This window comes from Fibrella arboris, from assembly GCF_041321095.1.
Taxonomy (GTDB): domain Bacteria; phylum Bacteroidota; class Bacteroidia; order Cytophagales; family Spirosomataceae; genus Fibrella; species Fibrella arboris.
This window is the reverse complement of sequence record NZ_JBGGWE010000002.1, coordinates 287,450-308,312: the sequence shown is the minus strand read 5'-3', so window position 1 is coordinate 308,312 and position 20,863 is coordinate 287,450. Positions and strand designations below refer to the sequence as shown.

Below are 20,863 nucleotides of genomic sequence, written 5' to 3'. Positions count from 1 at the left end.
ATTTTTCGTACTAAAAATGCAGCAGTCAAGACGTACTAAACTTACCCGTATTGGGGTGTTCTATGACGGAAATTATTTTCTTCACGTAAGTAACTATTACAATTATTCGCACGAGCGCCGCAGCCGTATCAGCATATCGGGGTTGCACGCTTTTATTCGTTCTCAGGTAGCCGAAGTTGAAGATACAGATAGTAATCTATGCCAAATTGTTGATGCGCACTACTTCCGGGGCCGTTTAAATGCCCATGAAGCCAGTCAGCGCGGTAACCAGCTTTTTTATGACCGACTGTTTGACGATATCCTGATGTCGGAAGGTGTTGTTACGCATTATCTGCCCGTAAAAACGTATCAGGGGTATCGCCAGGAAAAAGGCATTGATGTGTGGCTGGCATTGGAGACCTATGAATTGGCTACCTATAAAGAATTCGACGTGGTTGTCCTGATCACGGCAGATGGCGACTATGTACCACTGATTCGGAAGCTAAATACCCTGGGCACACGGGTAATGGTGCTCAGCTGGGATTTTGAGTACCTCAATGATGAAGGCGAAAAAATGGTGACACGTACCTCGCAGGATCTTTTGGAGGAGGTATCGTATCCAGTACCGATGCATGATATCATTGATACACGCCTGAAAATGAATGATCAGCATATTCGGGATCTGTTTGTAAAACAACAACCCCGCACGGATGCGCCCGCCCGGCAGTTTTACCAGAATGGATCGACTCCCGGAAATGGGAATGGCGTTTATCAGCCGTCGAACTTTTCCGATGAAAATGTGCAGCTGTTGACTGGCGAAGGCGATGACGAGTTACAGCCTGACTTCGAGAATATGGATGAGCGGCATATCAGCACGATCCGTAGTTTAAAAACAGGGTATGGCTTCATCAACTGGCCCCCCAACAACCTGTTCTTTCACTACACAAGTGTTACGGCCGGTGACTTCAACGACTTCCAGGTCGATGATGAGGTGTCGTTCCGGCTGGGGAAGAACAACGAAGGCAAAGATATTGCCGTTGATGTGCAGGTGGTTGATTATCAGGCATGAACGAATACCGCTTTTCGGCCGATAACCTAATTCAGGCTGGTTTGTCGAACTGGCGGGAAGCGTTACTGACGGCCGCTGAAGCAACTTTTGAACAGGTCGTTTATCTAACGAATAACGGCCTGACCTACCCGAACGACCCGTTTCCAAACCGGCTTTATGCTGGAGCGAAACGGGTTGTTCCGTTTTCTGGCCGGCACGATTTGCGAGTGCTTAGCGAGTTTCATCAACGAAACCGCTGCCACCTGGTTGGGTACGTTGGCTACGATGTGAAGAACCAGCTGGAGAATTTGCAAAGTCGTCACCCGAACCGCCTGGGTTTTTCGGATACCTGGTTTTTTGAGCCAGTATACCTTGTTGACTTTGCGCCAGAAGGGGTACTTGTTCGCACTGAACTATCCAGCGCGGGGCCGTGGGAAAACTGGTTGCTACACCCAGGTACGTTGCCCGTAGCCATACCCGCCGCAAATGTGCCTGGTCAGGTTGAGGCCAGAATGGCTAAAACGGCATACCTACAGGCTGTGGAACAGATCAGGTCACTGATTGAAGCCGGGGAGGTGTATGAACTGAACTACTGTATCGAGTTTTTTGCCCGTGCGCTTCAGTTATCGCCCACACAGGCCTATCAACGGCTCTGTCGGCGTTCGCCCATGCCGTTCTCCGTTTTTCTGAAACAGCAGGCCAACTACGTGATGGGGGCATCGCCAGAGCGATTTCTGCGTAAAACGGGCAACCGGCTGGTTTCACAGCCAATAAAAGGGACCATCCGTCGTGGACAGACAGCCGCCGAAGACAACGAGCTCAAGCACCAGCTTCGACACAGCGAAAAAGAGCAGGCCGAAAACCTGATGATCGTTGACCTGGTACGGAACGATCTGGCCCGGTCGGCAGAGACCGGGTCTGTACAGGTCGATGAGCTGTTTGGTATATATAGTTTCCAGCAAGTGCATCAGATGATTTCGACCGTTTCGGCCACCGTCAGGCCAGAGGCTTCGCTAGCCGACGTGCTGGGCAATGCCTTTCCGATGGGCAGTATGACGGGCGCCCCCAAAATCCGGGCTATGCAACTGATCGACGAGTTGGAAGTTAGTCGGCGGGGCATTTATTCGGGGGCCATTGGCTACATCACTCCGGCTGGGGATTTTGATTTCAGCGTGGTCATTCGCAGCCTTTTCTACAATGCTGAGCAGCAATACGCCAGCTTTTCGGTGGGTAGCGCCATTACGTATGATGCTGACCCTGAGCAGGAGTACGCCGAGTGTTTGCTCAAAGCGAATGCCATGCGGGCTGTATTGGAAGGAGCGTAGCCCGCGTGCAGTAACTTGCCGGTAAATCAATTAATCGGAAAGTCCTATGGCTCTATATTTCATGGCAGCGGGTTACATTCTGGCCGGCATCTGGCATTTTGTACGTCCCGCTTTTTACCTGTATATCATGCCGCCATACCTCCCGGCCCATAACGCGCTGGTATTCTGGAGCGGTGTGGCTGAAGTGCTGGTAGGCGCAGGGCTGCTTTTGCCGGCAACGCGTGTTTGGGCGGCCTGGGGTGTTATTGCCTTGCTGATAGCCGTGTTCCCCGCCAATTATTACATGGCTGTGGGTGAAAAATTTCAACAGATGTCACCCTGGATACGCTGGGGTCGTTTGCCCCTCCAGGGCGTGCTGATCTGGTGGGCGTATCAATACACAAAGTAGCTGGGTACGTTGCCTTGCCAGTGCTACGGTTGGGCCCCGACAAAACCGGGCTGGCGTTTGTGCGGTGAGGCAGTCAGAACAAAAAGGCCTGTTCCCGACTTTAACGCACAGCAGTTCTATCGTTTCAAGCCACTGACCATGAGCCGTATTCAGTCACTTCTGTACACTATTGGCACCACCTTGCTGGGGCAGCTTGCCTATTCGCAGACGCCTCCGGAGGCGTCTGCGAATAGGCAACAGTTTAGTCAGGAACGATACGACCACACTCGCACACTGGGACTGACCCTGGGCGGGTATGCCTTGGCCAATCTGGCCGTGAGTGGGCTGGCAATCGGAAACTCGTCGGGCGAAGCCAGGTACGTTCACCAGATGAACCTGTACTGGAATGCAGTTAATCTGGGGATCGCCGGCTTAGGGCTACTTGGATTACGTAAGCAGCATCCGGCAACAGAAACACTGGGCGAAGCCGTACAGAAACACAACGCGCTCAAGCAGACATTGCTGGTCAATGCGGGGCTTGACGTGGCCTATATCGTGGGCGGCCTATACCTGACCGAACGGGCAAATTCGCATCCCGACCAGGCCGACAAGCTTCGTGGGTACGGAAAAACGGTAATGGCGCAGGGCGCTTTTCTGCTGGCTTTCGATGTGGTCAATTACCTCATCGTCAAGCGCCGTGGCGATCCGCAGCAGATCCAGCTTATTGGTCAATCGCCGATGGGAGTGGGGGTAACTATTCCAATCCGTTAATATTTCCGCGAATCGTCTGTTATTTGCGGCCTGAATTTTCCAGAAACAGGACGCACAGGATTGCGCTGACTTCAGCTTTATTGGAAAGAGAAAGCCTGTCAAGCCTGTCACCAGTTCGTTTCAGCCGATCACATTCCATCAACCAGCAGACGTTGACCGTCAACAGTATTAATGCCGCAACCCAAACGCGCCAGTGAATCACATACCATCATGACCGAGATGGTATTGCCCAACGATACCAATACCCTGAATAACCTGATGGGGGGGCGCCTGCTCCATTTCATGGATATTGCTGCCGCCATTGCCGCCCAGAAACATTCAAACCGCGTTGTCGTAACGGCTTCTGTCGATAATGTTTCATTTGCCGAGCCGATCAAACTGGGCAACATTGTGACGATGAAGGCCCAGGTAACCAGAGCCTTCAGTTCATCCATGGAAGTGTTCATCGAAGTGTGGGCCGAGGATATACCGGCGGGCGTACGGGTGAGTACCAACAGTGCGTACTACACCTTTGTGGCCGTTGACCAGAGCGGTCGCCCCATTGAAGTTCCCCCCGTCATTGCCGAGAGCGACGACGAAAAAGCACGATACGAGTCGGCGCTCCGTCGCCGCCAGCTACGACTGGTACTGGCTGGCCGAATGAAACCGCAGGAGGCCACTGAGCTTCGGGCTCTGTTTGAGATGTAGCGCAGCCATGGAATCCCGCACTAGCCCGGCATAAGCGTGGCGGGGTTCCGCTTCAGGATGATTCTATGCCATTTTGAACCCGTCGCCAAGCGCGAAAATGGCTTTGAGGCATTGCGCCGTCAGGATGGCGTCCTCGAGTGCGTTGTGGAACGAATCTTCGCGTTCAAATCCAAAATGGGCTGCAATAGCGGTTAAACTGAGGCCTTTAGGCGTTGGCTTGCCGTTTTTCTGGAGTACTCTGAATACGAAATAACTCAGCGTGTGCAGATCGACCAGTGTACGTGAAAACGGCCATGTCAATTTCTCATCGATGTACGCCTGTTTCAGGAAATTGATGTCGTGCATCACGCTCTGCCCGCAAATGACCACGTGGCGCAGAAAAGGCGTTTTATCCAGTTGATTCGGTGGAACGCGGATGGCCAGCTTTTCGCAGATCCAGTTCTCAAATTCGGGGAGAACATCGTAGATCATGGGCGCGTCATCCAGGTCCGCCAGCGAGAGGTTATGCACTTTTTCGGCCGACGCCGTGAAGGCATCGGCATTCTCCGGGTAAACGTTGGTCAGGTATTGCCCCTTCTCGATCCAGTTATCGTCGAAGAGCACAGCACCTAACTGGATAATTTCGTTGTAGCCCGGTTCGGGGCCAGACATTTCTAAATCGAGAACTAAAAAAGGCATCTGTAGGGTGCGCTGCGGCAGAAATGAAGTAAACAGGTAAACAAAAGTAAAGAAGGGCGCGGTGCGGATGAACTTTTCGGAAGGCGAATAACTTCATTTGTATGTACAAGTATTGATAACTTACTAACCAACCAGCGATCATGCATTATGTAGTTACAGGTTCTCTCGGCCACACTGGCAAACCCATCACAGAAGGGCTGCTCAAGGCAGGCCACACGGTCACGGTATTGACCAGCAAGGCCGAAACCGCCGTCAAAATTGAAGCACTGGGGGCCAAGGCCGCCGTGGGTGATGTCGCCGACCCTGCGTTTGTAACGGCCGCCTTTACCGGTGCTGATGCCGTTTATCTGATGATTCCGCCTAAGATGGACGTCACCGATTGGCGGGGTTATCTGAATCGGGTTGGTGATAATTATGTGTCGGCGATCAACGCCAACGACATTCGGTTTGCCGTAGTCCTGAGCAGTATTGGCGCCCATAAAGGGCAGGGGACAGGACCGGTTGATGGCCTGCATGACCTGGAACAAAAGCTAAAAACGGTAAACGGGCTAAATGTAAAAGCCCTGCGGCCGTCTTACTTTATGCAGAACCTTTTTGCGATGGTGGGCATGGTGAAAGGCATGGGCATCATGGGCGCCAATTTTGGGGACGATAAAGTGGTGCTTGTACACACCGACGACATTGCAGAGGTTGCCCTCGACGAGTTACTTCGGCTTGATTTCACCCGCTTCCAGGTACGTTACATTGCTGGTGACGAAAAGACCGGTGCCGAAATTGCCCAACTCCTGGGCAAGGCCGTGGATAAGCCCGAAACGCCCTGGATCGTATTTACCGACGAACAGAACAAAGCGGGTATGCTCCAGGCTGGCCTGAACGAAGAAGTTGCCAGCAAATACACGGAGATGGGCGCTTCGCTTCGCGATGGAACCATGCAGGCCGATTACGCCGCCAACCGGCCGACGCTGAGCAAAACCAAGCTGGAAGACTTCGCCCGAAACGAGTTTGCCCCGGCTTATCAGTCATAACAACGCTGATTAACTCAGAATCCCCTTACCTTTGTCGGGCGTTACAAAGGCCTGGGTTGTCTTATCGCCTCGCTCTTGGGCGGGGAGGAAAGTCCGGACAGCACAGAGCACCCTACTTCCTAACGGGAAGGCGGACGGTGGGTAACCTCCGTTCGACAGCCAGTGTCACAGAAAAGATACCGCCAACGTTGGAGTTTACAGTTTTCAGTTTCCCGTCATCTTGCTGTCCTGCAAGGGCGAAGCACAGAAAACAGGCAGCTGAAAACTGTAAACTTCTTCATGGTAAGGGTGAAAAGGGGGTGTAAGAGACCACCGCGCGCTGGGTGACCAGCGGGGCAGGATAAACCTTAGGGGCTGAAAGACCAAATATGTGCCGGATGCGGGGCTGCTCGTCTCCATGCCAATCCGAAAGGGGAGGCTGCCGGTACGGGTAGGTCGATAGAGGGGGTCGGTGACGGCCCTCCCAGATAAATGGTAAGACGGTTCGATGCGCCTACGGGTACGGTCGGGCCGACAGAATCCGGCTTATAGACCCAGGCCACTGTAGCGTAATTAACGGAAAAGCCGTACCTTTGCGGCCATGTTTCACCCGGGGGACGAGTTCCCCCCATGGAAAGACGAGTTCTTTCCGGGTTTTAAAGCTCCAGATAATGGCAGTTAAAATTCGCTTAGCGCGTCGTGGACGCAAACGTATGGCTATCTATGATATCGTAGTAGCCGAGTCAAGATCACCCCGTGATGGTAAGTACATCGAGAAAATTGGTTCGTACAATCCAAACATCGACCCTGCCAGAATCGTGTTGCAGGCCGACCGGGCTGTACATTGGTTGATGGTAGGTGCCCAGCCAACCGATACGACTCGTTCGATCCTGTCGCACGAAGGTATCATGCTGAAAAAACACTTACAGGTAGGTGTGGTGAAAGGCGCTATTTCGCAAGACCAGGCCGATGAGAAATTCAACACCTGGAAAGAAGGAAAAGCTAGCCGTGTAGCGGGAACCGCCGATACGAAAGATCAGGCGAAAGACAAAGCCCGTCAGGAACGTCTGGAAGCAGAGAAGAAAGTGAGCGCTGCCCGTGCTGAAGCCATCGCGGCCAAGTACAAAGTGGAAGAGCCCGCTGCTGAAGAAGCCCCTGCTGCTGAGGCTGCCGCTGACGAAACACCAGTTGCCGAAGCGCCTGCTGCTGCCGACGTACCTGCTACTGACGAAACGGCTGCGTAATCCGCATTCATGTTGATGAGAAAAGCCTGTTCAGCCGAGCAGGCTTTTTTTGTACGAAAATCTGTTTCTTACTAAACAGTAAACTTATTACGGCATGACCAAAGACGATTGCTTTCAACTAGGCCATATCACCAAAACGCATGGATTGAATGGGGAGGTTGTGTTTTTTCTTGATGTAGATGATCCGTCGGAATACGAGGAGCTAGACTCTGTACTAATCGAAGTACGTGGTGAACTAACCCCTTACTTCATTGAGTCATTGTCCGTCAATCGTGACCGGGCGATTGTGGCGCTCGAAGATGTGGAATCACTGGATGAGGCCAAAAAACTAATTAACTGCCCGGTTTGGTTACCGCTTGACAACCTCGAAGAAATCACTGACCCCGACCGGTTCTATTACCATGAGATTATCGGGTATCGGATCATTGATGAAACAGAAGGACCACTGGGAACCGTTACATCGGTGATGGCTATGCCCACACAGGACCTGATCGCTATGGATTACCGGGGGCAGGAAATGCTGATCCCGATCAACAGCGCCATTGTGAAAACGGTGGATCGTACGGCCAGAACACTGCGTGTGGCGCTGCCGGAAGGGCTGCTGGAGGTATATCTGACCGATGCCGGTTTGCCCGACGATGCCGTGGAGGACGACGTCGACTATGATGACGACAAAGCTTAATGAACCAATGCGGATCGATATAATTACCTGCCTGCCTCGCCTGCTCGATAGCTTCTTCGGCCATTCGATTCTGCAACGGGCTCAGCAGGGCGGGCATGTGGCGGTACAGGTACATGACCTTCGCGAGTACACGGCCGATAAACATCGCCGGATCGACGACTACCCGTTTGGCGGAGGGGCGGGCATGGTGATGCAAATCGAGCCGATTGCCAACTGCATTCGGCAGTTGCAGGCCGAACGTACCTACGATGACGTGATCTACATGACGCCAGACGGTGAACGGCTGGCTCAGCCGCTGGTAAATCGCCTGTCGCTGGCTCAGCACCTGATCATTCTTTGCGGGCACTATAAGGGAGTGGATGAACGGGTCCGTGAGCATTTTATTACGCGCGAAATCAGCATCGGCGATTATGTGTTATCAGGCGGCGAACTGGCTGCCGCCGTGCTCTCAGATGCCATCATTCGGCTAATTCCGGGTGTGCTGGGCGATGAAACCTCAGCGCTGACAGATTCCTTTCAGGATAACCTGCTGGCTCCACCCATCTACACTCGTCCCGCGAGCTTCGAGGGCTGGAACGTACCCGACATTCTGTTGTCGGGGCATGAAGCGATGATCGATAATTGGCGATATGAGCAGGCACTGGCACGTACCCAGGCTCGCCGCCCGGATCTATTAAACGAATAAACAGGCTACTGGTGCCCAGGTTCTGTTGCCTTGCTCAATGATGATTGGCCCGCTGGCAGCGCAACAGGGAACGGGAACCAGAAAACGTACCTATAATGAATCGTCAACAACGAATTGATGCTTTTGTGAAGCTGGGGGATGTCTTACGCGATCCGGCTCGTCGGGCTGACCGGGAAGAAGCTGCCTACCGGGCTAACTCGAAAAATAACTGGTTCAATCCCGCCAGCGTGCAGCGGGCCCTGGATGCGATTGCCAATCGTATGCTGACTCTCGAAGCCCTGACCGACTGGATGAGCCATTATCCGGCCGAGCCCGTTACCCCGCGCTGGATCGGGGTGGTGATGGCAGGTAATATTCCGGCCGTAGGTTTTCAGGATCTGCTGTGTGTAGCGATCAGTGGACACAAGCTGATGGCAAAGCTAAGCAGCCTGGACGAACTACTAATGCGCTACCTGATTCAGACGCTGAAAGAGGTAGCACCCGCCTTTGCGGATCGTATCCGAATTGTTGATCGTTTGAACGATGCCGACGCATTTATTGCCACGGGCAGCGACAATACAGCTCGCTATTTTACCTACTACTTTGCCAAAAAACCGCATATCATTCGGCGTAATCGCACATCGGTAGGAGTGTTGACTGGCGATGAAACTACCGATCAGCTAGCGCTGCTGGGCGATGATATACTGACTTATTTCGGCTTAGGTTGCCGCAATGTGTCTACCCTGTTTGTGCCGGACGATTACGATGGACAGCCGTATGATTTCACGCCACTGTTACACACGCTGGAACCTCGGGCGTCGGAGTTTTTGAGTCAGCATAAGTACTCAAACAATTACGATTATAACCGGTCTATCTATCTGGTGAACCGGGTAGATCACCTGGATAATGGGTTTCTGATGATCACCGAACAGCCTGGTTTAGTGTCACCCATTTCGGTCGTTTTTTACCAGCGGTACCGGGACCTGGCGCACCTGAAATCGTTGCTGGATGAACAGGCCGATAAGATACAGGTAGTAGCCTCGGCCAACGGCTGGTATACTGGCTCTGTGCCCTTCGGTCAAACGCAATCCCCGGGACTAATGGATTATGCGGATGGTGTAGACACGATGGCCTTTCTCGCCACTTTACCCTAGCTGACCAGTAGTTGACCCGTCGATACTCTGAAGCAACAGCAAAAGAGGTGGTGCTGGGGTGCCCATCAAGGCGCTAGCTCAACGCTGACCTATCCACTAACCCACTCTGTTCGACAAGCCGAAACAGCGCAGTCGATCAGTTAGGCGGAGTGCTGAAGAAACGTACCTGACCAGCGCAGGATTACTGGTAGATGCGCACGTAATCGACTTCCATCCGCCGGGGCCATATTGTTTCATCGACCCCTTTCTGACCACCCCAGCCACCGCCCACGGCTATATTCATGATCAGGTAGAAAGGTTGATCGAATGGCCACTGCGCCTCGGTTTTGCCAAGTGCAGCTTTCGTGACGGAGTTATAGACCTGCCCATCGACCGCAAAATCGATCTGCTCCGCAGTCCAGTCAATCGAATAGACATGAAACTCGGTCGACGCTGTGGGTACGCTCGTATGCTTGCCTTTCTCGGTCTTCCTGACGTGATTATACGCTTCGGAATGAATGGTACCATGAACAACACCCTGATCGAATCCGACATGCTCCATGATGTCTATCTCGCCCGAGAGCGGCCAGCCAGCGGTGGCAATATTCTTGCCAAGCATCCAGATAGCCGGCCAGGTACCCACACCCGACGGTAACTTGGCCTTGATCTCAAAACGGCCATACATCCAGGTGGCGGTATTTTTGGTGAGTAGCCTGGCCGATGTGTAATCACGTCCCTGAAACGCTTCTTTGTGCGCCTCGATAATGAGGTGGCCGTTTTCGACCCGTGCGTTTTCCTTTCTGTCTTTAGTGTAATACTGCAATTCCTTGTTTCCCCAGCCATTTCCGCCAACGTCATACCCCCATTTGGCTGGGTCAGGCACACCGTCTGTCGTAAATTCATCTGACCAGACCAGCTTGCGGGGGGCAGCTACCGGCTCAGAAGCAACCGGGGCTTTCTGCGAAGCCACCGGCAGAAAAACGGGAAGTCGACTGGTCGTTAACAGGGCGAAAACCGTAATGGGCACTAAGAGTTTCATGCGTATGTAGAACTTATAGTCGAGGTTACTTACTTGACAAGGAAGCGTGGCCGCCTCGCTATTTACTAGTTTCCGAACGCCCAGATCAGGAAATTGGGCATTATTTCGCTCCAGGTACGTTGGTTATGCTCACCGCCCGGCACTTCAACGTACCTGATGTCGTTTGGTTGCCCGTTGCTCTCCCGCTGGAATCCTTTCTTTTCCAGCTCCTTGATAATGTCGAGCGTATCATCGATCGAGTCGATCACGCCATTGTTGTTCCGATCACTGGTTTCATCGTTCGTACCGGTCTGCAACCAGAAACGGACGGCTGGTTTGATGGTGCTCTCGCGAATGAGGCTGTGCATGATCCGGTCCGTGTCATCGTCATAGGCGCTGCTAAACTGCTTTTTACGCCACCAGAACGACCCGGAAAAAACGCCTACCCGACTAAACTGGTCTGGATGGTGAAAACCAAGATCAAAGGCCGACAGGCCACCCAACGAAAAGCCTGCAATGGCATTCCGGGCTGGCTCCGCCGACACATAGTACCGTTTTCGGATGTAAGGCAGCAGTTCCGTCAGCACAAAATTGCTATAGGCCCCCGCTTTACTGCCACGTTTCATATAATCGGCGCGGGCGGCGGTGCCATACTCCTGAATCCGGTCGACGTTGGCATGCATGGCAACCAGTACAAAGGGCCTGATCGCCTGCGCTTTGTAGAGGGAGTCCAACACATCGCTCAGGTGAAGCCGCGGCAGGTCCTGGCCATCATTGAGGTAAAGAACCGGGTAGCGGGGCCCCGTTTCAACGTAGTGTGGAGGTAGTATGATGGTCAGCTGAACCGTGCGGTTCAATGGAACAGACACGATCGAGTCATCGGGCAATACCGTCACAGAAGCCGACGGCTGGGCTGCTGCAGAGGTAAGCATAAGCACAAGCAGAGAAGTAAACAGATGTTTCACAGTCGGTAAAGTTCCCACATTTTAGCCAATAGTCCGTTCTGGCTGACCGGCTTTCGTACTTTTGTGGTATGAAAGAATCGTACATCAAGTATTATTCACACCATCTGGGGCGCGACATCGAGATGCTCGTCTATGGTCACTGGGGTTATCCGGTACTGCTGTTTCCGACAACAATGGGCCGTTTCTACGAAGCGCGCGATTTTCAACTGACCGAAGCCGTTCGGGGGCACGTTGAGTCGGGCCACATTAAACTGTACTGTATCGATAGCATCGACAAAGACAGTTGGTACGCGCGGCATCTTCACCCCGGCACCCGGATCTGGAACCATACGCTGTATGATAAATTTCTCTGCGAAGAACTGGTACCCTCTATTCAGCGTGACTGTAACGTTGGGAAGATAGGGGTAGCCGGTTGTAGTTTCGGTGGCTTTCAGGCGTTGAATTTTGCCTTTCGCCATCCCGATCAGGTAGCACACCTCATGTCGATGGGGGCCAAATTCGATATTCGGTCGTTCATGGACGGGTATTACGACGATAACGTTTTTTACAATAATCCGCCCGATTACGTACCCGGTTTGCAGAATGATCATTTGTACCAGATGCGGATTGTGCTGGGTACGTCGGCCTACGACTTCTGTAAAGATTCAAACATTCAGATGTCGAATCTGTTAGGGGCAAAGGGTATACCGCATTGGCTCGATATTAAGCCGTGGGGCGATCACGACTGGCCAGTCTGGCGTGAGCAGTTTCCGGCCTATCTGAACGGTGTGTAGCAGGCTCTAATCCAGGTTCCATCATATAACCAACAAACAACTCATATGAAAAAAATTGGCATACTATTTGGCATGGAGCGGTCTTTTCCCCATGCCTTTGTTGACCGTGTTAATGAAAAACAGTCTGATTTTCAGGCTGAATTTGTGTCCATTGATCGCGTAGAGCAGGGCGTCGGCAATGACTACGCGGTGATCATCGACCGTATATCGCAGGATGTTCCTTTCTATAAAGCGTTCCTGAAGAATGCCGCTCTGACGGGCACTGCCGTGGTGAACAACCCGTTCTGGTGGAGCGCCGACGAGAAGTTCTTCAACAACGCGCTGGCTGTTCATCTGGGCGTACCTGTTCCGAAAACGATTTTACTTCCGTCGAAGCAACGGCCCGACGATACGAAGCATGAGTCTTTCTCGAACCTGCAACACATGAACTGGGAGGCCATCTTTGCCCGCATTGGTTTCCCTGCCTTCATGAAGCCTCACTCGGGTGGCGGCTGGAAAAACGTGTACAAAGTGGATAACGCCGACGAGATGTTCCGGGCCTACGACGAAACGGGGCAGCTGGTGATGCTGTATCAGGAGGCTATCGACTTCACCGATTATTTCCGGTGTTACTGCATTGGCGGGAAAGACGTGCTGATCATGCCGTACGAGCCACGTAATCCCCATCATCTACGGTACGCGACGGAGATGAAAACTACGGGCGATGCCGGTAAAAAGCTCCTGGCTACCATGAAAGAGTACGTGCTGAAACTGAACCACGGCCTCGGCTACGATTTCAATACGGTAGAGTTTGCCGTTCGCGACGGGATACCCATCGCCATTGATTTCTGCAACCCGGCGCCCGATGCCGATGTGAATTCGGTGGGGCAGGCGAACTTTGAATGGGTGGTGGAAGCCGCTGCGAACATGGCCATCGAACGGGCTAAACAAGTGCAGAAAGGCAAAGACAACCTCACCTGGGGTACGTTCGTGCGGGGGTCCATGGCCGGTACTGGCCTGGTTCAGCCTAAACCCGAAAAAAAAACGCCCCCATCGCCCGTTAAGCTTGGCGAAGCGGTGAAAGAGACGAAACCGAAAAAATCGGAACGCGGCTCACAGGTAGAAGCGAAATCCGACAGGGTGCCCGAAGAGGAAAAGAAGAAAAAGAAAAAATAAGAGATCGGTAACTTACTGGCGGTCCTGTCTGGCATTTTGCTGGACAGGACCGTTTTTTATGCCTACACCTCAACAGAACCAATCACGCAGGATTTGACATTACCCAATAGGATGCGTGAGGGCTGCACCGATCAACAAAGCAGGCGACAGGCCATTGGCAGCCCTCGGTAGTCGTCGCCAGCCAAACCATCTGACTACAACGTGGAAATAGGAATAGATAGTTTTGCATCAGCCATGCTGAGCAATGTAGACAAAGAGGCGATCAGTGCCGTTGATGCTATGAGCCAGCTACTCGATCGTATTCGGTACGCGGATGAGGTCGGGCTCGATGTATTCGGCATTGGAGAGCATCACCGCAGGGAGTTTCTCGATTCGGCGCCAGCAGTCATTCTGGCTGCGGCAGCGGCACAAACAACACAGATTCGTCTGACCAGTGCCGTAACGGTGCTGAGCGCCGCCGACCCCGTTCGGGTGTTTCAAAGCTTTTCCACGCTGGACCTCATCTCAAAAGGGCGGGCAGAGTTAGTAGTAGGCCGGGGTTCATCGGTGGAAGCTTTCCCTCTTTTTGGCTTTAATCTGCAGCAGTACGACGAACTCTTCATTGAAAAGCTTGACCTGCTGCTAACCATTCGTGACCACGAATTTGTAAACTGGTCGGGCCAATTTCGGGCGCCGCTGAAGAATCAGCCGGTCTATCCCAGACCGTTGCAGCGTGACCTGCCCATCTGGCTGGGCGTAGGCGGCACACCCGAATCGTTTGCGCGGGCAGGTACGCTCGGTTTGCCCCTGATGGTAGCGATCATTGGTGGTGAAACACACCGGTTTCGGCCCCTTGTTGATCTGTACAGAGCAGCCGGAAAACGGGCCGGTCACCCGCCCGATAAGCTCAAGGTGGGCCTGCACTCACTTGGGTACGTTGCCGACACCAAACAGAAGGCGATCGATGCGTATTACAGGGGCTATGCCGAAACAATGACCCGGATTGGCCGCGAACGGGGTTGGCCGCCTGTGACGCGCCCCCAGTTCGATGCGCAGATCGGCCCAAAAGGTGCCCTGCTGGTGGGTAGTCCGGAAGAAGTAGCCGGGAAGATACTGGCGCATAGCGATGCATTGGGGGGCATCTCCCGCGTGACCTTCCAGATGGACAATGCCGATCTCTCGCACGCTCAGTTACTACGGGCCATCGAACTGATCGGTACGCAGGTAGCCCCGCTACTGCGTGCCTGACCGAGTGGGTTGCCTGCGTGCCCGTAGGTACGTTATGTGCCAGCGAAAGGAGACATTTAAGCCTGGCTGATTGTTTGGTTACTATGACAATGCATTCGCTGACAATTAACCTGAAAACGCCTGCTATCGACGATCGGCCCGTTTTTATCACGGGAAACTTTTGTGAGTGGGCCTTAGCTATAGAAACGCTTCAGTTACAGCAACAACGGCCGGGGGAGTACACGCTCGAGCTCCCGATCGATGAGAGCTGGCCGCCGGTCCTGGAGTATAAATATTACCGGGGTGGTGAAGGAAGTCTTGAGCTGGACGAGCAGGGCGAACCGACGCCGAACCGCAGCATCCCGCGGGAGACTGTACACGTAACCGATGAGGTACCATACTGGCAGTGGAATGGCCTGAGTGTCAATCCGGCGTTTATGCCAATTGAAGAGGTAAGGTATATCGATTATCCGGGAAGTGACCAGCCGCGTCGGGTGCAGATCGTATTGCCTTATGATTATGAGAGCAGTGGACGGGTGTACCCGGTTCTTTACCTGAATGACGGGCAGAACCTGATCGGTGAGGGGCAGGGCTTTGGGTCCTGGCTAACAGAAGTCCGGCTGGCCCAACTGGCTAGTCGCCAGCATCATGGGGTGATCATTGTTGCTGTCGATCATTCGGGAGCAGACCGACTGGCAGACTATACGGTTGAAGCGGTAAGGCCCGGATTTGGAAAGGGGAGGACGTACCTGGATTTTTTAGTGAACGTTCTCAAGCCAATGATCGATTCCAATTTCAGAACGCTGGCTGATGCCGTCAACACGGGTATTGGTGGTTCATCACTGGGTGGGTTGATCTCGATCTGGGCGGGTTTACTCTATCCGGACGTGTTTGGCAAGTGGCTGGTTTTTTCACCATCACTCTGGATTTCGCCGGGCATTTACGCCAGAGCTGCCCAGCAGTTGTTACAACCCTATACCAGGGTATATCTGTATGGCGGTGAAGCTGAGTCGAAATCGATGAAAGCTAACCTAAACCGGTTGCGTGCTAACCTGCGCTGCCGGGCAGATGCCTGTGCCTTTTTGCACATTGCCATCGACCCTGCCGGATTGCATGAAGAAAGATGCTGGAGCGCCGAACTGCCCAGGGCTATTGACTGGCTGTTTTTCAACCCGGCCGACGAGACGCGTCAGGAACAGGCGACACAGCAGCCAGCGAATTCATCGTAACAGAGCAGCTGGTAAAACCAGCCGGGCCTCAACGGCTACCAGCCTTGGTAACTGTTGAGGCCCGGCTAGCCTGATCAAGTTGTTTTATCCCCGGCAGAAAGCTTCCCAGAGGCGGGTGTAAAGCACTTTCGCGTAATCACGGAGCCCATTGAGACTGCCATTGATTTCTACGGGTGTGAACCGGCGCTGCGAAGAAGGGAGCGACTCAAACCGGATGGAACGTCGGTTGGTACCGCTTACGGTTAACCGAAGGCCAGCGTCGGGCAGATCCATATAGCCAACGTCTGGCCGGGTGCCGTGTGCGAGCTGATATGTGAACTGATGCAGCCTATTGGCGTCGAACCAGGTCAGTAATGGCATCTTTAACCGATCCGTTTGTCTGCCACGCTTTCCGATGAAGTGGAGTGATAACAACGAACGGTTTGCCTCCTGATCGTTACGGTTTTGAACCAGTACGTCAAGTAGCTCAAAGGGGGCCAGTTCGGCAGAGGTAGAGAGTTCGATGTTCATAGGTTGATGAAGCTATTCTTATACTGGTTAAACTGCCTGCGAAAGTTTTGGTTTTAATTAAATGGATACTAGCGGTTAACTAAGCTACTAACGTTTCTGCCTATACGTTCATAAACAGTTCGTGAGTGGGAGCGTGTTTTATCCAATGGCCCACTGCCCGTTATGCTACAAATTGCTTACGCTCCCCTGTACAAACATGAACTCCCGCCAAGTGCCACGGGAGAGCCACATCGCTTTCCAATGCTCAAGTACGAGTTGATTCATGAGCAACTTCTCTACGAGGGTACTTGTACTGACGCAAACTTCTTCGCTCCGTCACCTGTCGATGACCGCTGGGTGCTCGGGGTGCATACGCCGGCCTACGTTCAGGCACTAAAAACCCAGACTGTGGATGCCCGAATGGTCCGGCGCATCGGTTTTCCAATGTCGCCCCGCCTGATCGAACGGGAGTGGGTCATTACACAGGGAACGCTTGATTGCACGTACCTGGCTCGGCGCGATGGGGTGGCCATGAACGTGGCTGGTGGCACACACCACGCCTACCCCGACCACGGTGAAGGGTTCTGCCTGTTGAACGATGTGGGCGTTGCCGCGCATCATCTGCTCGAGACTGGGCACGCCCGCAAGCTGCTGGTGATCGATTTGGATGTGCACCAGGGAAATGGCACGGCTGTCATGTTCCAGCGCGAACCACGGGTTTTCACGTTCAGTATGCACGGGAAAGATAATTACCCCCTGAAAAAGGAGCAGTCTGATCTGGACATCGAACTGACAACGGGTACGTCCGACGAAACGTACCTAACCCTGTTGGCCGACACGTTGCCACGGCTGCTCGACAAGCAACAGCCAGATTTTCTGTTTTATGTAGCAGGCGTCGATATTCTCGAAACCGATCGCCTGGGTAAACTGCGTGTGTCGATGCAGGGTGTGCGGGAGCGCGATCAGTTTGTGTTCGAACAGGCGAAACAGCGGGGACTGCCCATCGTCGTCTCGATGGGTGGTGGCTACTCGCCTCGGGTTGCCGACATCGTCGAAGCCCACTGCAACACGTTTCGCGTAGCAGCGAATATGTATTTTTAGGTGAAGTGTCAGGTGTCAAGTGCTTCGCTTATTCACGGATTGGTTGGTAAGCGAAGCACCTGACACCTGACACTTTATTCACCTGCCACAGATCTTCGTGTAATGGCAGTATTTGCAGGTGTCAATGGCGTCGGTCATGGCAAAGGGAGTGGTGGTGTCGAACATACGCTGGACCATCTGCCGGATCAGTGCCTCGGTTTCGTTGATGTAGGTATCGCGGTCATTATCGTCCGAGAAGGCGACGCGGTTAGTCAGGAATTTCGGCTCTTTCTGAAAGGTACGTAACGAATAAAACCCCGCCTCAACAGTCGTGTCAGGGTATAGGTTTTCCTTTAGAATCAAGTATTTGTAAAGCCACAACTGTCTGATCTTCTCCCATTTATTGTCTTTATCGGCCAGCGTGGTTAGCGATTCGGCCAGGTTTTCGATGTTGGCAGGCAGTTTAACTACCCCCGATTTATAGTCTACGATACGAATGGTTCCGTTGGCTAGTTGCTCCAGCCGGTCGATCTTTCCCCCGATCTTAACCTGAACCACTTCCCCGCCAATATCGACCGGTAGGTACGTTACCAGCGTTCGTTCTGTGGCCAGCACGCGAATTCCCTGCTCGATCGTTTCTTTGTTCTGATAGGTCTGGAAAGCCTGCATCAACTCATTCGCCAGTTGATAGAAAAGCAGGTTATAGCCTGTATCGGCCACGCGACCTTTCATCAGCTTACGGTATTCATCCTCCAGTACAGCTTGAACCACATCGGGTGTTACAGAACGGTTGAGCATCCTGTAGTTTTTGTCGAGGCTCTCCATCGTGTTGTGCAACCAGGTACCAAACTCGGCGCTATCGATTCGTTCGTCGACTTCCTCTTCCTCCCGGATGCCCACGATCCGCTCGAAATAGAACCGCATCGAGCAGGCAACAAAGTGGTTCAAAGCCGTTGGATACAAGCCTTTATCCGTGAGGTACGTCTTCAGGGATTGGCGAATCGTATCGGTCTTCGGCACCGACAAAACCACTGGTTCGGCCCGTGCAGTACCATCCGTTGGGCGAATCAACGGCTTACTGAACTGGATGTTACCGTTGGCGGCCCGAACCAGTTCGTGTTCGATCTGGCGCAAGAAACGGCTTGGCTCCCCCTTGCTGTTGCCGTAGGCGTCGGCTGTTGTGGTGTAGAGGAACGTAACATCCGAGGCACGCTGTAATAACCGGTAAAGGTGATAGGCTGTGACCGCCTCCTGCTCACGGTATGTGGGCAGGCCCACTTCAATGGCAATATCGAAGGGAATAAGCGAATTCATCCGGCGCGATTGGGGCAGTACCCCTTCATTGGCCGACAGGATGATGACCCGTTCAAAATCCAGTGTCCGTGTCTCAAGTAAACCCATCAGCTGCACCCGACTGTCGCCCTCGCTGGTGAACGGAATGGTCGTCTGGCGAATCAGTTCGTACAGAAACTGCTGAAAGCTCCGCACAGTGACCGTTGGCGCATTGGCGGAAGGATGCTCTGCCTGCCGATTCAGGGTTGTTTCGAGTTGCTTCAGCAAGCTGAAGAACAGGTAGAGGTATTCGATCTCGATCGTATCCTGGCTGTCGCGGTATACTTCGCGTAGCAAGTCAATCAACGTGAAAAGCGACTCAATCGCATCAGCAGGGCGACCAGGATGCCATCGTTTAAACAAAACCTCGAACAAGGCATCGCCCTGGCCTAGCTCAAGCATGTCGTGCTCACCCAGATAAGCCCGTTTCCCGGTCACCACCTCGCTCAGAATCCAGTCGATCAGGGGGCGGGGAAGTTCGTTGATCTGGTCGGGAGCCATCAGGCCGTGCAGTTTCTCGTATTGCCTGACAAACGGATGATTCAGCAATTTTACGACCTGGCGATGGTGAAATTTCGGAACCCGGGTCACCTCGCCACCTTCCGTTTTAAATTCCATCATGGTTCGCTGCAGCTCAAACAGCGTATCGATCAACGTAAAAAGAAGGGAGTTCCTCAGCGAAAGTCCCATGGTTACGTTCAGTTCGGTGACCGATTCATTCAGGGAATAAAGTACGGGTACCAGTAAGGTCTCGTCGGCCAGCACAATAACTGTACGGCTGGTTGGGTCCTCCTCCTGAACCTGGTCGATCAACTGGCCCGCTACTTTGGCCTGCAAAGAAGCCGTTGGGACGCCCACCATACGCATTTGTTTGGGCGTCGTCGTCAGCGTATTCCCAATCCCAACGGTCTCTGCTTCGCCCTGCCCGACATGACCCGTCCGGTTCTTGAAGCCGGGAAATCCCTTCTGATTTTTATACTGACGGAGAAAATAACCGGCTTCCTGCTCAGTATCATCGAGGTAATAGCTATCCAGGTCCCAGATCAGCTCCGCTTTGGTTGTATTGGTCAGTACCCGGATGATATGTTCCTCAGAAGCAGTAAGAGCGTTGAACCCGACAAAATAGAGTTTCTCGTAGTCTGGGTTGTCAAGCACCCGCACCCGCACATCATCGGCCAGCAGCCGATAAGCCATGCCCCGATAGGCCAGTCCATTAGCCAGCAACCGGTTACGAAGCGCAAAATAAGCTGCTTTCAGATTGCTGAAAAGGCCGAAATAATTCGATACGGCTGGTGTATGGCCCGTTAGCGAAGGAGTATACTGGTGATTTTCGGGTGTCCAGCGTTCAATGGCTTTCGCCTCGGTCAGGTACTCGAACAGGTAGGCGGGATCAATGCGGTACTGGTCTATCCGGTCGAGGTCATTCAATAGAACGGAGGCCCACCCCACAAACTGCTCGAACTCAAGCTTCTTATCAATCTCTCGAAACACGTCGTATAACTCGAACAGCAACGTGACATTGTCGATCAGCTGTACACCCGCAGCATCGGTAATGAAATCATCGACGGCCAGCATGTGGGGTGCCAGCATGGGCCGGTCTGCCAAGGCGGCCAATTCCTGTTGAAAGACCGATACCGCCCGGCGCGTTGGTAGGATCACCCACACATGGTCGAGGGGCTGTTGAGCCGTGGCGCTGTGTTTAGCGTATATATATTGGGCTGTTTGTTGAAGGAACGACACAGAAAAAGTAGCAAAGTATCAGTAAAGATAACCCCGTCTTGACCGACAATGAAGAGTTACTGCCCGGTAAAGCCTGATTAAACCAAGGAACGCTGTATTATTTGGTGGGTGGCTTTATTCTAACCCGTCTTCAGCGTAAATTTATGGATGTGTATGTTGGCAGTGCCTGAGTGAACAACTCGCTGCCAATGATCGGAAGGGCGCAGCCGGCTTCAGGTAAGTAGTAATAGCAGCCGCGAATTGTTGGGTGGGCTGCAGCAAGGCTGACTGTTAAGTTTTTAATCTCGGTTTAAT

The 20,863-nt window shown here is 53.0% G+C and carries 20 protein-coding genes and 1 other RNA gene; 16 read left to right on the top strand and 5 right to left on the bottom strand.

Annotated elements, in window-relative coordinates; all coding sequences use genetic code 11:
- Window positions 1-16 precede the first annotated feature (16 nt).
- The 5 genes from ACAW75_RS03825 (at window position 17) to ACAW75_RS03805 (ending at window position 4,177) form a co-directional block, all read left to right on the top strand.
- Complete coding sequence (locus tag ACAW75_RS03825) at window positions 17-1,048, top strand: NYN domain-containing protein (protein WP_370727351.1); 1,032 nt, start codon at window positions 17-19, stop codon at window positions 1,046-1,048.
- The gene (locus ACAW75_RS03820) at window positions 1,045-2,352 is read left to right on the top strand and encodes an anthranilate synthase component I family protein (RefSeq protein ID WP_370727350.1); all 1,308 of its coding nucleotides are present in this window, start codon (window positions 1,045-1,047) and stop codon (window positions 2,350-2,352) included. The genes ACAW75_RS03825 and ACAW75_RS03820 overlap by 4 nt, the downstream gene beginning before the upstream one ends.
- 46 nt (window positions 2,353-2,398) lie before the next feature.
- Entirely contained in the window at window positions 2,399-2,740 is a 342-nt protein-coding gene (locus tag ACAW75_RS03815) for a DoxX family protein (RefSeq protein WP_370727349.1), read from the top strand.
- 138 nt (window positions 2,741-2,878) lie between these two features.
- On the top strand, window positions 2,879-3,490 hold the full coding sequence (locus tag ACAW75_RS03810) for a DUF6992 family protein (protein ID WP_370727348.1): 612 nt from the start codon (window positions 2,879-2,881) through the stop codon (window positions 3,488-3,490).
- A 171-nt stretch (window positions 3,491-3,661) separates the two neighbouring features.
- Window positions 3,662-4,177, top strand: a complete 516-nt coding sequence (locus tag ACAW75_RS03805; protein WP_370727347.1) for an acyl-CoA thioesterase — start codon at window positions 3,662-3,664, stop codon at window positions 4,175-4,177.
- 63 nt (window positions 4,178-4,240) lie between these two features.
- Here ACAW75_RS03805 and ACAW75_RS03800 read toward each other — a convergent pair whose 3' ends face one another.
- Entirely contained in the window at window positions 4,241-4,855 is a 615-nt protein-coding gene (locus tag ACAW75_RS03800; RefSeq protein WP_370727346.1) for a 3'-5' exonuclease, read from the bottom strand.
- Between the two features lie 140 nt (window positions 4,856-4,995).
- Between ACAW75_RS03800 and ACAW75_RS03795 the strand changes: the two genes are divergently transcribed.
- The 6 genes from ACAW75_RS03795 (at window position 4,996) to ACAW75_RS03770 (ending at window position 9,603) form a co-directional block, all read left to right on the top strand.
- A complete protein-coding gene (locus ACAW75_RS03795) occupies window positions 4,996-5,880 on the top strand; it encodes an NAD(P)H-binding protein (RefSeq protein WP_370727345.1) in 885 nt (294 codons plus the stop codon).
- A 48-nt stretch (window positions 5,881-5,928) separates the two neighbouring features.
- Window positions 5,929-6,424, top strand: an RNA gene (rnpB, locus tag ACAW75_RS03790) — RNase P RNA component class A.
- 106 nt (window positions 6,425-6,530) lie between these two features.
- Window positions 6,531-7,103, top strand: a complete 573-nt coding sequence (locus tag ACAW75_RS03785) for a 30S ribosomal protein S16 (RefSeq protein ID WP_370727344.1) — start codon at window positions 6,531-6,533, stop codon at window positions 7,101-7,103.
- A gap of 94 nt (window positions 7,104-7,197) precedes the next feature.
- Window positions 7,198-7,785 (top strand): ribosome maturation factor RimM, encoded by a 588-nt coding sequence (gene rimM / locus ACAW75_RS03780; RefSeq protein ID WP_370727343.1) that lies wholly within the window; start codon window positions 7,198-7,200, stop codon window positions 7,783-7,785.
- 7 nt (window positions 7,786-7,792) lie between these two features.
- Window positions 7,793-8,470: a tRNA (guanosine(37)-N1)-methyltransferase TrmD gene (gene trmD, locus ACAW75_RS03775; protein ID WP_370727611.1), complete on the top strand. Its 678-nt coding sequence runs from the start codon at window positions 7,793-7,795 to the stop codon at window positions 8,468-8,470.
- A 95-nt stretch (window positions 8,471-8,565) separates the two neighbouring features.
- Window positions 8,566-9,603 (top strand): aldehyde dehydrogenase family protein, encoded by a 1,038-nt coding sequence (locus ACAW75_RS03770; RefSeq protein WP_370727342.1) that lies wholly within the window; start codon window positions 8,566-8,568, stop codon window positions 9,601-9,603.
- Window positions 9,604-9,784: 181 nt separating this feature from the next.
- Here ACAW75_RS03770 and ACAW75_RS03765 read toward each other — a convergent pair whose 3' ends face one another.
- Window positions 9,785-10,621, bottom strand: coding sequence for a glycoside hydrolase family 16 protein (locus tag ACAW75_RS03765; RefSeq protein ID WP_370727341.1), 837 nt, complete (start codon window positions 10,619-10,621; stop codon window positions 9,785-9,787).
- A gap of 65 nt (window positions 10,622-10,686) precedes the next feature.
- Complete coding sequence (locus tag ACAW75_RS03760; RefSeq protein WP_370727340.1) at window positions 10,687-11,532, bottom strand: alpha/beta hydrolase; 846 nt, start codon at window positions 11,530-11,532, stop codon at window positions 10,687-10,689.
- Between the two features lie 101 nt (window positions 11,533-11,633).
- On the opposite strand from ACAW75_RS03760, the gene ACAW75_RS03755 reads away from it, so the two are divergent.
- The 4 genes from ACAW75_RS03755 (at window position 11,634) to ACAW75_RS03740 (ending at window position 15,928) form a co-directional block, all read left to right on the top strand.
- Window positions 11,634-12,338, top strand: a complete 705-nt coding sequence (locus tag ACAW75_RS03755; RefSeq protein WP_370727339.1) for an esterase family protein — start codon at window positions 11,634-11,636, stop codon at window positions 12,336-12,338.
- A gap of 45 nt (window positions 12,339-12,383) precedes the next feature.
- On the top strand, window positions 12,384-13,493 hold the full coding sequence (locus ACAW75_RS03750; RefSeq protein ID WP_370727338.1) for an ATP-grasp domain-containing protein: 1,110 nt from the start codon (window positions 12,384-12,386) through the stop codon (window positions 13,491-13,493).
- Window positions 13,494-13,694: 201 nt separating this feature from the next.
- Window positions 13,695-14,720 carry an LLM class flavin-dependent oxidoreductase gene (locus ACAW75_RS03745; protein WP_370727337.1) on the top strand — a complete coding sequence of 342 codons (1,026 nt, stop codon included), beginning with the start codon at window positions 13,695-13,697 and terminating at the stop codon, window positions 14,718-14,720.
- An 89-nt stretch (window positions 14,721-14,809) separates the two neighbouring features.
- Window positions 14,810-15,928, top strand: coding sequence for an alpha/beta hydrolase (locus ACAW75_RS03740; protein ID WP_370727336.1), 1,119 nt, complete (start codon window positions 14,810-14,812; stop codon window positions 15,926-15,928).
- A gap of 84 nt (window positions 15,929-16,012) precedes the next feature.
- Here ACAW75_RS03740 and ACAW75_RS03735 read toward each other — a convergent pair whose 3' ends face one another.
- The gene (locus ACAW75_RS03735) at window positions 16,013-16,438 is read right to left on the bottom strand and encodes a hypothetical protein (RefSeq protein WP_370727335.1); all 426 of its coding nucleotides are present in this window, start codon (window positions 16,436-16,438) and stop codon (window positions 16,013-16,015) included.
- A 162-nt stretch (window positions 16,439-16,600) separates the two neighbouring features.
- On the opposite strand from ACAW75_RS03735, the gene ACAW75_RS03730 reads away from it, so the two are divergent.
- Window positions 16,601-17,518, top strand: coding sequence for a histone deacetylase family protein (locus ACAW75_RS03730; protein ID WP_370727334.1), 918 nt, complete (start codon window positions 16,601-16,603; stop codon window positions 17,516-17,518).
- 78 nt (window positions 17,519-17,596) lie between these two features.
- Here ACAW75_RS03730 and ACAW75_RS03725 read toward each other — a convergent pair whose 3' ends face one another.
- Complete coding sequence (locus ACAW75_RS03725; protein ID WP_370727333.1) at window positions 17,597-20,569, bottom strand: PD-(D/E)XK nuclease family protein; 2,973 nt, start codon at window positions 20,567-20,569, stop codon at window positions 17,597-17,599.
- Window positions 20,570-20,863: the final 294 nt, after the last annotated feature.

What these genes read in the sequence shown, in the direction of transcription:
- ACAW75_RS03825 (WP_370727351.1), top strand. Translation starts at nt 17, where the DNA reads ATGCAGCAGTCAAGACGTACTAAACTTACCCGTATTGGGGTGTTCTAT.
- ACAW75_RS03820 (WP_370727350.1), top strand. Translation starts at nt 1,045, where the DNA reads ATGAACGAATACCGCTTTTCGGCCGATAACCTAATTCAGGCTGGTTTG.
- ACAW75_RS03815 (WP_370727349.1), top strand. Translation starts at nt 2,399, where the DNA reads ATGGCTCTATATTTCATGGCAGCGGGTTACATTCTGGCCGGCATCTGG.
- ACAW75_RS03810 (WP_370727348.1), top strand. Translation starts at nt 2,879, where the DNA reads ATGAGCCGTATTCAGTCACTTCTGTACACTATTGGCACCACCTTGCTG.
- ACAW75_RS03805 (WP_370727347.1), top strand. Translation starts at nt 3,662, where the DNA reads ATGCCGCAACCCAAACGCGCCAGTGAATCACATACCATCATGACCGAG.
- ACAW75_RS03800 (WP_370727346.1), bottom strand. Translation starts at nt 4,855, where the DNA reads ATGCCTTTTTTAGTTCTCGATTTAGAAATGTCTGGCCCCGAACCGGGC.
- ACAW75_RS03795 (WP_370727345.1), top strand. Translation starts at nt 4,996, where the DNA reads ATGCATTATGTAGTTACAGGTTCTCTCGGCCACACTGGCAAACCCATC.
- ACAW75_RS03785 (WP_370727344.1), top strand. Translation starts at nt 6,531, where the DNA reads ATGGCAGTTAAAATTCGCTTAGCGCGTCGTGGACGCAAACGTATGGCT.
- rimM (WP_370727343.1), top strand. Translation starts at nt 7,198, where the DNA reads ATGACCAAAGACGATTGCTTTCAACTAGGCCATATCACCAAAACGCAT.
- trmD (WP_370727611.1), top strand. Translation starts at nt 7,793, where the DNA reads ATGCGGATCGATATAATTACCTGCCTGCCTCGCCTGCTCGATAGCTTC.
- ACAW75_RS03770 (WP_370727342.1), top strand. Translation starts at nt 8,566, where the DNA reads ATGAATCGTCAACAACGAATTGATGCTTTTGTGAAGCTGGGGGATGTC.
- ACAW75_RS03765 (WP_370727341.1), bottom strand. Translation starts at nt 10,621, where the DNA reads ATGAAACTCTTAGTGCCCATTACGGTTTTCGCCCTGTTAACGACCAGT.
- ACAW75_RS03760 (WP_370727340.1), bottom strand. Translation starts at nt 11,532, where the DNA reads ATGCTTACCTCTGCAGCAGCCCAGCCGTCGGCTTCTGTGACGGTATTG.
- ACAW75_RS03755 (WP_370727339.1), top strand. Translation starts at nt 11,634, where the DNA reads ATGAAAGAATCGTACATCAAGTATTATTCACACCATCTGGGGCGCGAC.
- ACAW75_RS03750 (WP_370727338.1), top strand. Translation starts at nt 12,384, where the DNA reads ATGAAAAAAATTGGCATACTATTTGGCATGGAGCGGTCTTTTCCCCAT.
- ACAW75_RS03740 (WP_370727336.1), top strand. Translation starts at nt 14,810, where the DNA reads ATGCATTCGCTGACAATTAACCTGAAAACGCCTGCTATCGACGATCGG.
- ACAW75_RS03735 (WP_370727335.1), bottom strand. Translation starts at nt 16,438, where the DNA reads ATGAACATCGAACTCTCTACCTCTGCCGAACTGGCCCCCTTTGAGCTA.
- ACAW75_RS03730 (WP_370727334.1), top strand. Translation starts at nt 16,601, where the DNA reads ATGCTACAAATTGCTTACGCTCCCCTGTACAAACATGAACTCCCGCCA.